This is a genomic window from Enterococcus devriesei, from assembly GCF_001885905.1.
GTDB lineage: Bacteria > Bacillota > Bacilli > Lactobacillales > Enterococcaceae > Enterococcus_A > Enterococcus_A devriesei.
In genome coordinates, this window is the sequence record NZ_JXKM01000014.1 from 37044 (window position 1) to 51455 (window position 14412).

Annotated in this window: 16 protein-coding genes; 12 read left to right on the forward strand and 4 right to left on the reverse strand. The window is 41.4% G+C overall.

Annotated features, from left to right (window positions below):
• Window position 1 precedes the first annotated feature (1 nt).
• The 3 genes from RV00_RS14090 (at window position 2) to RV00_RS14100 (ending at window position 3049) form a co-directional block, all read left to right on the forward strand.
• Window positions 2–895, forward strand: a complete 894-nt coding sequence (locus RV00_RS14090) for an RluA family pseudouridine synthase (RefSeq protein ID WP_071863194.1) — start codon at window positions 2–4, stop codon at window positions 893–895.
• A gap of 302 nt (window positions 896–1197) precedes the next feature.
• Complete coding sequence (gene mgtE, locus RV00_RS14095; RefSeq protein WP_071863195.1) at window positions 1198–2568, forward strand: magnesium transporter; 1371 nt, start codon at window positions 1198–1200, stop codon at window positions 2566–2568.
• A gap of 40 nt (window positions 2569–2608) precedes the next feature.
• Window positions 2609–3049, forward strand: a complete 441-nt coding sequence (locus RV00_RS14100; protein ID WP_071863196.1) for an NUDIX hydrolase — start codon at window positions 2609–2611, stop codon at window positions 3047–3049.
• A 335-nt stretch (window positions 3050–3384) separates the two neighbouring features.
• Here the strand turns inward: RV00_RS14100 and RV00_RS14105 are convergent, their stop codons facing one another.
• Entirely contained in the window at window positions 3385–4020 is a 636-nt protein-coding gene (locus tag RV00_RS14105) for a copper homeostasis protein CutC (RefSeq protein ID WP_071863197.1), read from the reverse strand.
• A 134-nt stretch (window positions 4021–4154) separates the two neighbouring features.
• Between RV00_RS14105 and RV00_RS14110 the strand changes: the two genes are divergently transcribed.
• The 4 genes from RV00_RS14110 to recD2 all read left to right on the forward strand — a co-directional run bounded on the left by RV00_RS14110 (window position 4155) and on the right by recD2 (window position 9266).
• A complete protein-coding gene (locus RV00_RS14110; protein ID WP_071863198.1) occupies window positions 4155–4982 on the forward strand; it encodes a methyltransferase domain-containing protein in 828 nt (275 codons plus the stop codon).
• Window positions 4983–5631: 649 nt separating this feature from the next.
• The gene (trmL, locus tag RV00_RS14115) at window positions 5632–6138 is read left to right on the forward strand and encodes a tRNA (uridine(34)/cytosine(34)/5-carboxymethylaminomethyluridine(34)-2'-O)-methyltransferase TrmL (RefSeq protein WP_071863199.1); all 507 of its coding nucleotides are present in this window, start codon (window positions 5632–5634) and stop codon (window positions 6136–6138) included.
• A 57-nt stretch (window positions 6139–6195) separates the two neighbouring features.
• Entirely contained in the window at window positions 6196–6852 is a 657-nt protein-coding gene (locus RV00_RS14120) for a histidine phosphatase family protein (protein ID WP_071863200.1), read from the forward strand.
• A 14-nt stretch (window positions 6853–6866) separates the two neighbouring features.
• Entirely contained in the window at window positions 6867–9266 is a 2400-nt protein-coding gene (recD2, locus tag RV00_RS14125) for an SF1B family DNA helicase RecD2 (RefSeq protein WP_071863201.1), read from the forward strand.
• A 26-nt stretch (window positions 9267–9292) separates the two neighbouring features.
• Here recD2 and RV00_RS14130 read toward each other — a convergent pair whose 3' ends face one another.
• Both RV00_RS14130 and RV00_RS14135 read right to left on the reverse strand, forming a co-directional pair.
• The gene (locus RV00_RS14130; RefSeq protein ID WP_071863202.1) at window positions 9293–10282 is read right to left on the reverse strand and encodes a diacylglycerol/lipid kinase family protein; all 990 of its coding nucleotides are present in this window, start codon (window positions 10280–10282) and stop codon (window positions 9293–9295) included.
• Window positions 10283–10446: 164 nt separating this feature from the next.
• Window positions 10447–10746, reverse strand: a complete 300-nt coding sequence (locus tag RV00_RS14135; protein WP_071863203.1) for a hypothetical protein — start codon at window positions 10744–10746, stop codon at window positions 10447–10449.
• Between the two features lie 197 nt (window positions 10747–10943).
• On the opposite strand from RV00_RS14135, the gene RV00_RS14140 reads away from it, so the two are divergent.
• Window positions 10944–11444, forward strand: coding sequence for a QueT transporter family protein (locus RV00_RS14140; RefSeq protein ID WP_071863204.1), 501 nt, complete (start codon window positions 10944–10946; stop codon window positions 11442–11444).
• A gap of 39 nt (window positions 11445–11483) precedes the next feature.
• On the opposite strand, the gene cbpA is transcribed toward RV00_RS14140, so the two are convergent.
• Window positions 11484–12125 carry a cyclic di-AMP binding protein CbpA gene (cbpA, locus tag RV00_RS14145; RefSeq protein ID WP_071863205.1) on the reverse strand — a complete coding sequence of 214 codons (642 nt, stop codon included), beginning with the start codon at window positions 12123–12125 and terminating at the stop codon, window positions 11484–11486.
• 243 nt (window positions 12126–12368) lie between these two features.
• Here cbpA and rpmG point away from each other — a divergent pair, with 243 nt between their 5' ends.
• The 4 genes from rpmG (at window position 12369) to RV00_RS14165 (ending at window position 14348) form a co-directional block, all read left to right on the forward strand.
• On the forward strand, window positions 12369–12521 hold the full coding sequence (gene rpmG / locus RV00_RS14150) for a 50S ribosomal protein L33 (RefSeq protein ID WP_071863206.1): 153 nt from the start codon (window positions 12369–12371) through the stop codon (window positions 12519–12521).
• A 12-nt stretch (window positions 12522–12533) separates the two neighbouring features.
• Window positions 12534–12704: a preprotein translocase subunit SecE gene (gene secE / locus RV00_RS14155; protein WP_071863207.1), complete on the forward strand. Its 171-nt coding sequence runs from the start codon at window positions 12534–12536 to the stop codon at window positions 12702–12704.
• Window positions 12705–12800: 96 nt separating this feature from the next.
• A complete protein-coding gene (nusG, locus tag RV00_RS14160; RefSeq protein WP_071863235.1) occupies window positions 12801–13343 on the forward strand; it encodes a transcription termination/antitermination protein NusG in 543 nt (180 codons plus the stop codon).
• Between the two features lie 147 nt (window positions 13344–13490).
• On the forward strand, window positions 13491–14348 hold the full coding sequence (locus RV00_RS14165) for an alpha/beta fold hydrolase (RefSeq protein WP_071863208.1): 858 nt from the start codon (window positions 13491–13493) through the stop codon (window positions 14346–14348).
• The last annotated feature ends 64 nt before the right edge of the window (window positions 14349–14412 follow it).

The window sequence follows — 14412 nt, forward strand, 5'->3', positions numbered from 1 at the left end:
CATGAGATTCGAATGGACTTATCAAGGACAAGAGAGATTGCTTGTACGGACATTTTTACGTCATCAAGGCATCTCAAAAAAATTACTAGCTAAAATTAAATTTCAAGGTGGAAAAATTTTCGTCAATCAGACGGAGCAAAACGTCTTGTTTTCTTTAAATACCCGTGATATGGTAACTGTTGTGATTCCAGACGAGGAGCCTCATGAAACGTTATTGGCAGACGACGTGCCGATCGAGATCGTTTTTGAAGATCAGCATGTATTGGTCGTCAATAAACCGGCGGGGGTCGCGTCGATCCCTGCGCAATATCATCCACGAGGGACCATGGCGAATCGCGTCAAGGCCTATTATGTCGCGCAAAATTATCCGGATCAAGTCGTACATGTCGTGACGCGTTTGGATCGAGATACTTCAGGCTTGATGCTCTTTGCAAAACATGGATTTGCCCACGCGAAGCTGGATCAAGAACTACAACAGAAACGCTTTATCAAAAAATATCAGGCGTTGGTTTCAGGAACGATTGCTAGCTTGCAGGACCATGACACGATTGCTTTACCGATCGGTCGAGATTTGTCTTCTTTGATAAAACGTCAGGTGATTGAGACCGGTCAACAGGCAGAAACGGAATATTGGTTAGCTAAACGAGATGCCGATTGCGCCTTAGTCGATATTCAGCTCCATACGGGCAGAACTCATCAAATTCGCGTGCATTTTTCAGCGATCGGTTGTCCTTTGTTGGGAGATGAGCTGTATGGCGGCGCGATGGATTTAGGGATCGAACGGCAAGCGTTGCATTGCTACGCGCTATCATTTATTCATCCGTTTAGCGGTGAAAGAATTGCATTAGAGCTTCCTTTAGCTCCTGATATGGCTAAAATAGCGAATAAAATATAATTAAAAAAAATTCATAAAAATGGTTCTTTAAAACTGAGTATTTTGCGAATAGTAGATTGCTTAAGCAGTAGGGTATTCGAAACGAACATCAAACTATTTTTTCGGTAAAGAAAAAATAATTCATAAAAATGAGCGAGGTTGCCAGTTCTGCTTTTAGCAGGAGTTAGTGATAAAGGGTGAATCAAAATGCTAAAGCACCAAAGCGAGAGACCCTTAGTTAGCAGAATGGTATCCGAAGTGAACATCAAACTATTTTTTCGGTAAAGAAAAAATAATTCATAAAAATGAGCGAGGTGAGATTGATGGATGACAACCAGGAGGAATTAGAAGCGCTTTTCCAGCAATTACGGGAGGAGCTGCACCAGAATCATTTGCAGGAGTTCCGTGATGGATTTTTAGAAATGCACTTCTATGATCAAGGTCAATTTTATCAATCGTTAAACCAGGATGAGCGTCACCTGATCTACTCGTACTTGTCGCCGAAAGAACTGGCGGATATGTTTGATGTGATCGAAGAAGATGATGAACATGTTGATGAGTATTTGAATGAAATGCGCCCGCAATACGCGGCGGATATGTTATCAGAAATGTACACCGATAACGCGGTGGATTTACTGAATGAGTTAGAGAAGAAACCAGTTGCAAAATATTTAAGTTTGATGGACTCTGAACATGCCAATGAAATTCGCGATTTACTGCATTATGAAGATGATACTGCCGGTTCTTTGATGACTACCGAGTATGTGTCCATTGTAGCGAATCAAACGATGCGTTCGGCGATGTATGTTTTGAAAAAAGAAGCCCAAATTGCCGAGACGATTTACTATACTTATGTAGTAAATGATGACAATCAATTAGTCGGCGTTATTTCGTTACGGGATTTAATTGTTAATGATGACGATACGATGGTGTCTGATGTCATGAGTGAACGAGTGATCGCGGTGCATGTTGGGGACGATCAGGAAGATGTCGCTCAAACCTTCCGGGATTATGACTTTCTGGCACTGCCGGTAACGGATTATGATGATCATTTATTAGGAATCGTGACAGTCGATGATATTATTGACGTAATCGATGATGAAGCGGCCAGCGACTACTCTGGTTTGGCCGGGGTCAATGTTGAAGAAGTCGATGAAAATCCGGTTAAGTCAGCATCACGGCGGTTGCCTTGGTTGATCACACTGCTGTTTTTAGGAATGACGACAGCAACCTTGATCAATCATTATGAAGAACTAGTAAGTAAAGCGAGTATTCTAGCGGTATTTATTTCTTTGATTACTGGAACGGCAGGAAATGCCGGAACTCAATCATTAGCCGTGGCGGTGAGACGCTTGGCGATTGCCGATAATAATGAGAAAAATTTTGGTAAAATGATTCTAGGAGAAATTTTAACGGGGCTAGTAACCGGTTTTGTGACGGGTGTGACGATTTTTATTATCGTTGGTATTTGGAAACATAATTTTATCTTAGGCTTTGTGATTGGCACGGCGATGATGGCCGCAATCACGGTTGCCAACTTGGCTGGTAGCTGGATTCCGATGATCATGGAGCGCTTAGGCTTTGACCCGGCGGTTGCCAGTGGTCCTTTTATAACTACGTTAAGTGATTTAACGAGTGTGCTGATTTATTTTAATATTGCTAGTTTGTTTATGGAGCGGTTTATTAATCACTGAGTTATTATCAAAAGACATATGCTGAAAGTAGTGAAAAATTTTGAAAAAAGCTTATGCCATCGTTATCCGAAACGGATTGATTTTATTGGTTCGCCGTCCGGGAATGCCCATTTGGGATTTACCAGGAGGGGACCTTTTGCCGAATGAAAATGAGCGAGACGGGATGCGCCGCTTGATCTCTGAGCTGCTTTCTTTTAACAGTGTTGTGGAGGATTTGATCGGGATCTACACCAAAGAACATCATGAAGAGATCACGTATGTATACAAGGTGCAAGAAACTGTTTCTCAAAGTCGAATGGAGTCTCATGATTATGCGGATTTCAGCTTCTTTGATATTCATAATCTGCCGCTGAATGTCTATCCGGATCGTCAACGCCAAATCAAAGATTATTTAACTGGGCGCTTTCCTGTGCGCTTGCGCCTAAAAGAAAATAAGTGGCTGTTTAAATTGAAAAGCTTTATCAAAGAAAAAAGAAAATGATGCGCAAACAAGCTGCGAATCATTTTCTTTTTTCGTTTAAACTGGCATAGCGGCGGACAAAATAGTCGCAGAAAAATTCCAGCGGATAATTTCCGATTTGGACATAATTGGTGCTAGTTAAATTGAGAACTTGATCAAAAAGATTGGTTATTAGATTTTGCGTATGCTGAGTGATCAAGGCAATAATGAAAATATCTCACTGAAGTACTTAAAAAGGATTCCTTCTATTGGTACAAAGAAGTCATCGCCACAAACGGCGAAGACTTAGGCTAAACAAAAAAGGCCCGCGACAGCATCATTTTTTGATGACTGTTGCGGGTCTTTTTATTGAATTTCTAAAATTTCACGACTTTTGTTCCATGAACTTCATTGATGCCTAAAGTCTCAGCGATTCTTTCCGCGTTGTCGGCATTGATCCCGCCGCCAGGTAAAATAATGATCCGCCCCGCTGCGTAATCAATCAATTCTTTTAGATGAGGCAAGTTGTCTTCGATGGAAGTGTTCAATGGCCCGCCGTGAGTCAAAATCCGGTCGATGCCTAGTTTAGCGAACCAATCAATCGTTTTGAATTGCTCTTCTTTGGAAAGCTCATCAAAGGCCATGTGGAAGGTCGTCAATAAGCCTTCGCTATTGCCTAAAAGCATTTCCAACGCTTCTTCATCAACCTCATTCTCCGGTGTCAAACAGCCAAAAACAACCCCGTCCGTTCCAGCATTTTTCGCATGGATCAAATCATTTTCCATGATTTTTAATTCAATATCATTATAGACAAAATTTCCGCTACGAGGACGAATCATGGTCATCACTGGTACGTGCTTTTCACTAGTGAAAGCTAAGACTTCTTCAATCACGCCGATACTTGGTGTTGTTCCGCCAACAGCTAGATTGTCACATAACTCGATCCGACCCGCTCCAGCTTTGATTGCTTGAGGGATGTTTGTATAATTTTCAGCGCAAAATTCTTTAATCATTAAATAGCCTCCTTGATTCTCATCTAAAATAGTCCCTTAAAAAAATCTATTCTTGTTCCGCAACTAGTTTAGCATATCTCGACGATAGTAGGAATAAAAAAACTATGCTATGATAACCAAAAGGAAGTGGCAAAATGTTAAAAAAAATTGAACGGGGCGCAAATTTTTTGGCTAAGCAGCAAGCACTGTTTCGTTGTCCAAAATGCCACCGCGAAATGATTCAAAAAGAAAAAAGTCTAACTTGTGGGAATGGTCATCGTTTTGACTTAGCGAAGAAGGGCACACTTTATTTTTTAGACCATCAAATCAAAAGTGATTATGATCAGGAAATGTTTGCGCCCCGAGGCCGAATGATCCGTTCCGGCATGTATCAGCCAGTGGTCGAAAAAATCGCCGAACTGATGCAAACAGGGAATGTACTGGATGTCGGTTGCGGAGAAGGCAGTTTCTTGCAGCAGATCAATCAGCTGAATGAAAATCCTGTGACGATCGGTTTTGATATTGCTAAAGAAGGAATTTATTTAGCCAGCAATCAGCCTATAGACGCATTTTGGTGTGTGGCGGATCTGACGAATTTACCCTTTGCGGATCAATCCTTCGATACAATCTTGAATATTTTTTCACCTTCTCAGTACCGTGAGTTCAAACGCGTATTGAAACCTAACGGCTGTGTGGTTAAGATCGTTCCACAAGCGCACTATTTAAAAGAATTGCGAGCAGTCTATCGACCAGAGGGGGAAAGTTATTCTAACAAGGCAGTTATTCAACGTTTCACAGAGGAAATGACCATTGACCAACGGGAACGTGTCACCTATGAATTTGAAATTCCAGAAAATAACCGATTGGACCTCTTAGAGATGTCACCCCTTGAATGGCAAGTCTCACCAGAAATAAAAGCGAATTTAGCCGCGAACCCGTTAAAGAAAATAACGATTGATGTCGAGATATTAAAAGGGTATTAGAGTAATCGCTTTCATTGAAATTTGTGAAAACAGAAGGTTGCATTTGTGACTTCGTGATGTTATAGTAGCAACAAGTTGTTTTTCATTGGTTTTTATCAGGTTCCTGTTCTGATAAAAGTTAGTGAAAAGTGCTTCACTAACGTAGCGACTCGCCGTGCTAGACACCGAGTTGGTACGTTTTTTTTTTGCGAGTTCCACTTCGCGCTTCAGCGAGATCAGTGGAATCGTATGCGTACGAGGATAAGGAATTTTTTCGGGTTTTGAAAAAATTCAACAGCACTTGTGAGTTAGCTGTCAGTTCTGCTTTTCGCAGTGTATACAAATAAACCAGAATCTACGAGTTTGAGAATATTAAGGCAAGTGCAGTTTAGCAGAATGATATGTCGGCGTAACTAGGAATAAATTTTGCTGAAAATTTATTTCCTCGATGCTTTAAGACGACGGCGAGTGCCACTTCGCGCTTTAGCGAGATTAGTGGAATCATATGCGTACGAGGATAAGGAATTTTTTCGGTTTTTTGAAAAAATTCAACAGCACTTGTGAGTTAGCTGTCAGTTCGGCTTCCGCAGCTCCGCCAAAAGTTATCTGTTTAATAAAACAAGCTGTAAACCAGCACAGATCATAAATTAATAAGAAGAAGGGTACTAGTATGACCAATCATATTGTATTATTTGAACCACAAATTCCAGCAAATACCGGAAATATCGCCCGCACATGTGCGGCAACAAATTCTCCACTACATTTGATCGAACCGTTAGGGTTTTCAACGGACGATAAGCATCTAAAACGAGCAGGACTTGATTATTGGAATGATGTGAACATCACTTATCATAAAGATTTAGCGGCTTTTCTTGAGTACTTAGGTGATCAGCCACTGCATTTAATTACAAAATTCGCCAATGCAACCTATTCAGAAGTGGATTACACAGATGATGTCGATCACTTTTTCATGTTTGGTAAAGAAACTACAGGTTTGCCGGAAGAATTTATGCGGGAAAACGAGGATAAATGTTTACGGATTCCAATGAACGATGAACACGTTCGCTCATTGAATCTGTCTAACACAGTAGCGCTGGTGGTTTACGAAGCATTGCGCCAGCAAGATTATCCGCAGTTAGAATTGACCCACCATTACGAACACGATAAGTTAGACTAAGTGAATGTCTAGTCAACGAATTAGGAATGAAATCTAAAGAGTAAGGAACTGGATTGGATGAAAATTTATTTTACCCGCCACGGAAAAACCCGTTGGAACGATGAGAAAAGATTTCAAGGCATGATGGGAGACTCGCCTTTATTACCTGAGAGTGTCGAAGCAATCAAAGCCTTAGGTCAACAATTAAAAGATATCCCCTTTGAGAAAATCTATACAAGCAGTTTGAAGCGGGCCTATTTGACGGCAGAAGGCATCAATAAACAATTAGCGCAGCCGACGGAGATTATCCGGACGGATGATTTACGGGAATTAGGTTTAGGAACGCTTGAAGGGCAATTAATCCCGGTTATCGAAGAGCGTTATCCAAAAGATATGGTGAATCTGCGGAATCATTTGGATCTTTATGATCCAACACCTTTTGAAGGTGAAAAAATTGAAGACATGTTGAAGCGGATTAATGATTTTGTCGCAGAAGCAGTAGCAAAAGCCCAAACGGGTCCGCTGCTTTTTGTCGGTCATGGAGCGGCACTGACCGCGGCGATCCAAGCTTTAACCGGTAAACCCTTAGCAGAATTACGTGATATGGGTGGTTTATACAACAATAGCTTGACCATTTTAGAGGCAAAATCTAGCCAGCCTCCGTATGAAATGATCCAATGGAATGATGTCAGCTTTTTAGCAGGAACAGGCTCGAAACCCGACTCATTACTTTAAGAAGGAGGGACAAAATGTCGGAAGAACAGTTATACATCGTAGGCACGCTAAAAGCCATCTTTTTTCAAAACCCCAGCAATTTTTATAAAGTTCTGCTGGTAAAAGTCAGCGAGACCAATAGCGATTATCTCGAACAGGAAATCGTCGTTACGGGCAGCTTTGGCGATGTGCAAGAAGATGAAGAATATCGCTTCTTGGGGCATTTTGTTGAACATCCTCGCTATGGAAAACAATTTTTGGTGGAAAGCTACGAACAGGCGCATCCAACTTCGGCTAATGGGTTGATCAATTATTTATCTAGCGAAAAATTTCCCGGGATTGGTAAAAAGACCGCTGAAAAAATCATTGAGGTATTAGGCGAAGAAGCAATCGATGAGATCATCGAAAATCCAGCGGTGCTGGCTCGGATTCCCAACCTGAATGCCAAGAAACAGAAGGTCGTCGTCGAAACCCTGCGGCAAAATCACGGAATGGAAAAAATTATCATGGGTTTAGGGCGCTATGGCTTTGGCAGTCAGCTCTCCTTTGCGATTTTTCAAACCTATCGTAATGAAGCTTTGGATGTAATCGCGGAAAATCCGTACCAGCTAGTGGAGGATATCGAAGGAATCGGCTTTAAAAAGGCGGACAGCTTGGCAGAACAGTTGGGTATCGCGGCGGATAGTCCACAGCGGATTCGGGCGGCGATTTTTCATCAAGTTAATGAAGATGCCAACCAAAGTGGAGACACTTATGTGGAAGCTCAGCAATTATTAACCGAGGTCTTGCAATTATTAGAAACCACGCGACCTGTTGAGATCGCTCCCGATCAAATTGCAACGATGATTATTCAGCTAGTCGAAGAAGAAAAAATTCAGCAAGAAGCAACTAAAATCTATGAAAACACGTTGTTTTACAGTGAGTGGGGAATTGCTTCTTCCATCGAACGGTTGTTAGCCCGGAAAAAGGAAATTAATTATCCGCAAAAAACAGTGGATAAAAAATTGCGAATCATTGAAAAGCAATTAAAGATTACTTATGGTGACTCACAAGATCAAGCGATCAAAGAAGCGATTCGTTCACCGCTATTTATCCTAACGGGTGGCCCCGGAACTGGGAAAACCACAGTGATCAACGGGATCGTTAAATTATTCGCTGAGTTGAATGAGTTATCTTTAGACCCGAAAGACTATACCAACGCGATCTTTCCGATTTTATTAGCGGCTCCCACCGGACGAGCGGCCAAACGGATGAATGAAACTACCGGTCTGCCTGCCAGTACGATCCACCGATTACTAGGCTTGAATGCCAACGATGAGACACCTGATATCGAAGCCAAAGAATTAGATGGTGGCTTGTTAATCGTAGATGAGATGTCAATGGTGGATACATGGCTTGCAAATACCTTGTTAAAAGCAATCCCTGATAATATGCAGGTCATTTTTGTAGGAGACAAGGATCAGTTACCTTCCGTGGGCCCGGGACAAGTTTTTCATGATCTGCTGCAGATTACTGAGATTCCTAAAATGGAACTGACGGATATTTATCGTCAAGGGGATGGCTCTTCGATTATTCCACTGGCGCATGAAATCAAAGATGGCAAGCTGCCGCAAGATTTCAGACAAAATCAAAAGGATCGCTCTTTCATTGCTTGTCACGCTTTTCAAATGGAAGAAGTGGTTAAGCAGATCGTCGAGCGAGCAAAGAAGAAAGGTTACACTGCCCAAGATGTTCAAGTCTTAGCACCAATGTATCGCGGACCAGCAGGGATCGATGCGATCAATAAGATGATGCAGGAAATTTTCAATCCTAACGATGGACGTAAAAAAGAAGTTCAGTGGAACGATGTTGTTTATCGGATTGGAGACAAAGTTTTACAGTTAGTCAACAATCCGGAGCTGAATGTGTTCAATGGCGATATGGGGATGATCGTAGGGATTATTCCAGCGAAGGAATCGGAAGATAAAGTCGATGAATTAGTGATCCAATTTGACAGCAATGAAGTCAGCTATAAACGCTCCGAATGGAACAAGATCAAACTCTCTTACTGCTGTTCGATCCATAAAGCGCAAGGTAGCGAGTTCAAAATGGTACTGCTGCCGATGGTGAAGCAGTATTCTCGCATGTTGCAACGAAATTTATTGTATACGGCAGTGACTCGTAGCAAGGATTTGTTGATCTTGTTAGGTGAAGATGAAGCCTTTCAAGCTTGTGTCAATAAAGAATCGGCCGTACGAAAGACGACTTTGATTGAACGAATCACTAAAGGGACTGCCGACGCACCAGAAAAACCGAAGGAAGCACCTTTTGAAGTATCAGAAAAGCCCGTATCTGAAACCAAAGGCCCGACCATCTTGACACCTCAAATAATTACCGCGCAAACCATCGATCCAATGATTGGAATGGAAGGTATGACACCAGCGATGTTTATGTAAAAAGGACGGAAAATAAATCCGAGGATTTATTTTTCCGTCCTTTTGTCTGCATACCAGATATATTGAGTAGTGGTTGAAAAATTGATATCGAAAGAGCGCTCGCCCATATTTTCACCGTCTGCTTGTCCGTGTTGGGGAACGACGGAAACGATTCGAATTCGGCTGCTAGTAAAATGTTTGTAGTGTTTATTTTCCGTGTGCTTTTTGCGTAGCAACTGGATGAGAAAGCGTAAGATTGCAGGAAGATTGGGCTTTTCAACCACGACGAGATCAATCGTATCTTTTTTTGGATCAGCCATTGGCGCAATCGCGATGCCGCCGCCAAAATACGGAATATTGGTCGTCGTACATAAGAAGGTCCGTTCAAAGTTTAAGGATTGCCCATTCAGCTCCACTAAAATCGGAAACGTCTTTTGCGTTAAGATCGCTTTGACTAAATAAAGAGCATAGGAGGCTGAACCTAAATGATATTTGTTCAAGACCTTTTTCGAAGTCGAAGCATTGGTTGTTGCAACGATTAATGCATCTAAACCAATCCCGACGTTATTCAGCACTAAACCGGATTCTTCTCGAATCTTTTCTTCATAGTGAAAGACGTTGATCGGTTGAGGCTGCAAAGCGGAAGTAATCTGTTCAAAGGCTTTCTCGGGATCACGTGACAACCCGATGCCGCGGGCAAAATCATTTCCCGACCCGGCTGGGATATAGCTAACTGGCAGCTCCAGACCTAAAGTGTAAAACTGGTTGACCACTTCATGCAAGGTACCATCGCCGCCAATCACTACTAGCAGGTGGAAAGAATTATCAAGATGGTCCTCTTCGCAGGTTGCCGACCAAGGGCTTAGTAGGGCACCTAAGCGTTCCACCAGAGCCTTTTCGTCGCCAGGCTTTTCTGTGTAATAAGGCGTATATGTATAGTTGCCATCATCTAATAATTGGATGATTTTCTCGGCTTTTTTCCCACCGTTGCCGCTACCGGCTGCGGGATTGATTAATAAATGATAATGAAATTTCATGTTCTCGATCCTTTCAGAAACTGATTATAACAGAGTGAAGGGCTGAACTGTATAGAATTGAATCATTTTATTTCTCCGAAGCCGTGAAATCCGGTATAAAAAAACATTCGTAAGAACACGAAAAATACCTGCTCCAACAGAGTAGGTATTTTAAGCATTATCCATTAGGATCGCTTCGCCCGTTCGCTAAACCACGTGATGACTTTCTTTTCATAATTTGAAGGGGAGTATTCAGATGAGATTTCCGCCTGTTGCGTTGCTTGATCAATGGTGACTGCTAATTTCCCCCAAAGATAGAGCGTTTTTTTTTCTGGTGTATATTCGATCCGATATTTTTCCACCAGCGGTGCCCGCGTACTGCAGCAGCCATAATTGCCATTGGTCCAGCGGGCCTTAAGGACGGCAACCTTGTTTTGTTGGGCCTCTTCATATAATTGTTCGAGTTCGTTATCGATTCCTAGCAATGAAAACACCTCTCATTCGTAAAAAAATTCTTATATTTAAATTGTATCACCGAATGCTAGAAAGATTCAATTTTGCCGCCGTCCGTTTGTTAAACAGGCTTTTTGAAAACTTGTCCTTCCCTTAAATTGTGTTATAATACGCGAAGCGGTTCATCAACCATCCCGCTTTAAAAAAACTTGGAGAAAGAAGGATAAGAATGAATTTAGTAGAAAAAAAACGGGTCAATGTCGTCGTGACCAACGGAATCATTATGGCGCTTTACTTAGCGCTGACGATTTTAGTCTCGCCAGTCGCATCAGGAGCGATCCAATTTCGTATTTCAGAAAGCCTGAACCATTTAGTCGTTTTCAATCGCAAATTTTTGTGGGGAATTTTCGGTGGGGTCGTCGTCTACAATGCGATCTTTGGCATGGGGTGGCTGGATGTTGTTTTTGGCGGTGGACAAACCTTATTGGCACTATCATTAACGGCCTTATTACAGAATGTCATTAAAAATACCAAAGTCCGCTTAGCCTTGAATGTTTTATTCTTTAGCGGAAGCATGTTTATGATTGCCTGGATGCTGAACTTAACGGCACAGTTGCCTTTTTGGCCAACCTATGGCTGGACGGCTTTAAGTGAAGCGATCATTATGACCATTTCAGCACCGATCATGTTTTATTTAGATAAACGCCTGCATTTTAAACAGCAATTATAAAAAAATGACTGGACCCAGATTCGGGCTCAGTCATTTTTGTTATTCGTGCATTGACAAGGCTTCGACATCTTGGATTTCAAAATGCTTACGCTCCAAGTAGTCAATGATATGATTTAATTTATTTTCATCCACACCTGCTGGTAGGGTAAATAAGGTTCTGCGGCCTTTGAAATCTTTACCAACGTCAAGTGTAATACAGCTGGCGATGGGAGTAAATTTTGAAATAATTTTAGCCATGGTAGCAAGATCACCTTGTTTACCAGAAGAGACGAGCGTTAAGACGTAGCTTCCTGTTTGAATATTCCAAGATTGAGAAAGCATATTCAGCAATGTGCTGTGAGTCAAAATACCATAAAAATGATGGTTCTCATCTAAGACGGTGATATAAGGCAATTCCTTTATCGTAAAAAAGATTTTAAAAAAAGAAGTATCTAAAGAAATAAATTTTGTTGCGTTTTTGAGCAAATGGGTGACTGGCAGACTCATGTCGCCGCCATTTGCTTTGTGCCGGTAAATGTGCATCTTATAAATATTGCCGCGGAAAATTTGATTACTCTCATCAAGAATCGGCACACAACGAAACCCGGTACCTTCTAAAGTATCCAGTGCCTCTTGCAGCGTGGTTGATTCATTAATGGTGGTCAAATTCTCTTTAGGATAAACAAGACTTTTTAATAACATCCAATAACCCTCCAATAAAGCAATTCATTCTTTCATTATATTATCATATTCTATCTGATAAAGAAATTCTTTCTCGAGGTCGTTTGAATTCAGCAAAAAATAAATCTTATAAAGGAAGATTGACAGAGAATTCGATAGATGATAATGTAAGCTTGTGACTTTATGGGGATATCAACGATTATGGCGTTTGGTCATCCACCTTATTTTCAAAAAAACATCAACAAGAATTAGGAGTAGATCGCTATGGCAACAAAAAAAGCGGCTCTAGCCTGCACTGTTTGCGGGTCAAGAAATTACACGAAATCAGTCAGTGAAGGCAAACGCGGTGAGCGTTTAGAGATCAATAAATTTTGCAAGCATTGTAATCAGTATACAGTGCATAAAGAAACCAAATAGGGGGATTTCAGATTGAATTTTTTACGCAGTGTGAGAGAAGAAATGAAGCTTGTTTCATGGCCTTCTAAAAAACAATTACGTCATGATTCATTAGTCGTTATCGAAACGGCGATCATCTTTGCTTTGATGTTTTTCATTATGGACACAGCAATCCAAGCATTGGTCAATTTGATCATTCGCTAGTAGCCAATTCAAAAAAAGCATGTTATACTATTTGAGAGAAAAAACCTTGGGAGCACTGAGGTTTTTTTATTTTAGAACGAGGAGCCGATGGCGAAAATGGAATCTTTTGAAAAACAATGGTATGTATTACATACTTATTCCGGCTATGAAAACAAAGTGAAGGCAAACTTAGAATCACGTGCCCAAAGTATGCGGATGGAGGACTATATTTTCCGAGTAGTCGTTCCTGAAGAGACAGAAACAGAAGTTAAAGGCGGCAAGGAAAAGGAAATCGTCCACAAAACTTTCCCAGGTTATGTGTTAGTTGAAATGGTCATGACCGATGATTCTTGGTATGTTGTTCGTAATACACCAGGCGTGACTGGCTTTGTTGGTTCACACGGTGCCGGAAGCAAACCAGCGCCATTGATGCCAGAGGAAATCAATCATATTTTACGCTCGATCGGTATGAGCACACGTCAAAATGATCTTGAAGTTGAACTTGGCGAAACCGTTAAAATCATCGAGGGTGCTTTCGCTGGTCTTGAAGGGGTCATCACTGAAATTGATGATGAACGTGCGAAGGTGAAAGCCAATATTGATATGTTTGGTCGTGAGACAAGTACGGAATTAGATTTCGATCAAATCGACAAAATTTAACACGTTTAGCTGAGGCTTTTGTCTCAGCTTTTTTTATTGTAAAAGTTTTTCTAAAGCGGCTCGTTTTAGTTGAACTATCTGATTCGAGTCAGTATGCTAAATGGGATATTGAAAGAGAATTTTTATTATGGAAACGGAGTTAGTGAGATGAAAAAATTTTTTTTATTTCTAATAGGGTTCATGGCGCTAGTAACGCTAACTGCCTGTGGAAATAAAGCCGTTGAGAATAACGCAGAGACACAGACAACTACTAGCAAAGCGCGACCAGCAAATCCTAAAAGTGACGTGCCAACTGTCTTTATCCATGGCTATGGTGGTACGATCAATTCCTTTGGTGGAATGATTCAGCGTTTGACAGCCGATGGAAAGACTAAAAAAGAAATGCTCATTACGGTCCAACCTGATGGCACGCTGCAGGTGAATGGTCAATTAAGTAAGCAAAAAGACAATCCTAGCATTCAAGTGTTATTCGTGGCAAACAAAGACAATGAATGGAACCAAACAGAATGGATTTATGGTGTTTTGAAGTATTTGAAGCAACAAGGAGTGGATCAAGTGAATCTGGTTGGTCACTCAATGGGGGGAGTCAGCTCGTTACGCTACTTAACGACATACGGCCAACCAAACGATGCACCAACGATCAGAAAATTTATTTCGATTGGCGCGCCTTTCAATGATTTTACGGATACCGCCAATCAACAATCAGTCGAAGAGCTATTGCAAAATGGCCCGAGTCAACCAGCCAGCCGTTATGTTGATTATCGTAATGGGGTTGAAAACGTACCGAGTCAACTACCGATTCTTATGTTAGCTGGAAAATTGAATGAGCAAGCTACTTCTGATGGGACTGTACCGCTGAATAGTGCCTTAGCGACTTATTCTTTATTGAAGGCCCATGGCAATCCAATCGAGTACCAGATTTTCACTGGAGCCAACGCGCAACACAGTCAACTCCATGAAAATCGTCAGGTAGATCAAGCGGTCGCTAACTTTTTATGGAAGTAGGAGACAAATCGCTTGCTTACTTTTTGTAAGAGTATTATGATAACTCATGTAATCGAAAGAAAGA

Bases quoted from the DNA above. Each gene is read 5' to 3' on its own strand.
- RV00_RS14090 (WP_071863194.1), top strand. From the start codon at position 2: ATGAGATTCGAATGGACTTATCAAGGACAAGAGAGATTGCTTGTACGG.
- mgtE (WP_071863195.1), top strand. From the start codon at position 1,198: ATGGATGACAACCAGGAGGAATTAGAAGCGCTTTTCCAGCAATTACGG.
- RV00_RS14105 (WP_071863197.1), bottom strand. From the start codon at position 4,020: ATGATTAAAGAATTTTGCGCTGAAAATTATACAAACATCCCTCAAGCA.
- RV00_RS14110 (WP_071863198.1), top strand. From the start codon at position 4,155: ATGTTAAAAAAAATTGAACGGGGCGCAAATTTTTTGGCTAAGCAGCAA.
- trmL (WP_071863199.1), top strand. From the start codon at position 5,632: ATGACCAATCATATTGTATTATTTGAACCACAAATTCCAGCAAATACC.
- RV00_RS14120 (WP_071863200.1), top strand. From the start codon at position 6,196: ATGAAAATTTATTTTACCCGCCACGGAAAAACCCGTTGGAACGATGAG.
- recD2 (WP_071863201.1), top strand. From the start codon at position 6,867: ATGTCGGAAGAACAGTTATACATCGTAGGCACGCTAAAAGCCATCTTT.
- RV00_RS14130 (WP_071863202.1), bottom strand. From the start codon at position 10,282: ATGAAATTTCATTATCATTTATTAATCAATCCCGCAGCCGGTAGCGGC.
- RV00_RS14140 (WP_071863204.1), top strand. From the start codon at position 10,944: ATGAATTTAGTAGAAAAAAAACGGGTCAATGTCGTCGTGACCAACGGA.
- cbpA (WP_071863205.1), bottom strand. From the start codon at position 12,125: ATGTTATTAAAAAGTCTTGTTTATCCTAAAGAGAATTTGACCACCATT.
- rpmG (WP_071863206.1), top strand. From the start codon at position 12,369: ATGGCAACAAAAAAAGCGGCTCTAGCCTGCACTGTTTGCGGGTCAAGA.
- nusG (WP_071863235.1), top strand. From the start codon at position 12,801: ATGGAATCTTTTGAAAAACAATGGTATGTATTACATACTTATTCCGGC.
- RV00_RS14165 (WP_071863208.1), top strand. From the start codon at position 13,491: ATGAAAAAATTTTTTTTATTTCTAATAGGGTTCATGGCGCTAGTAACG.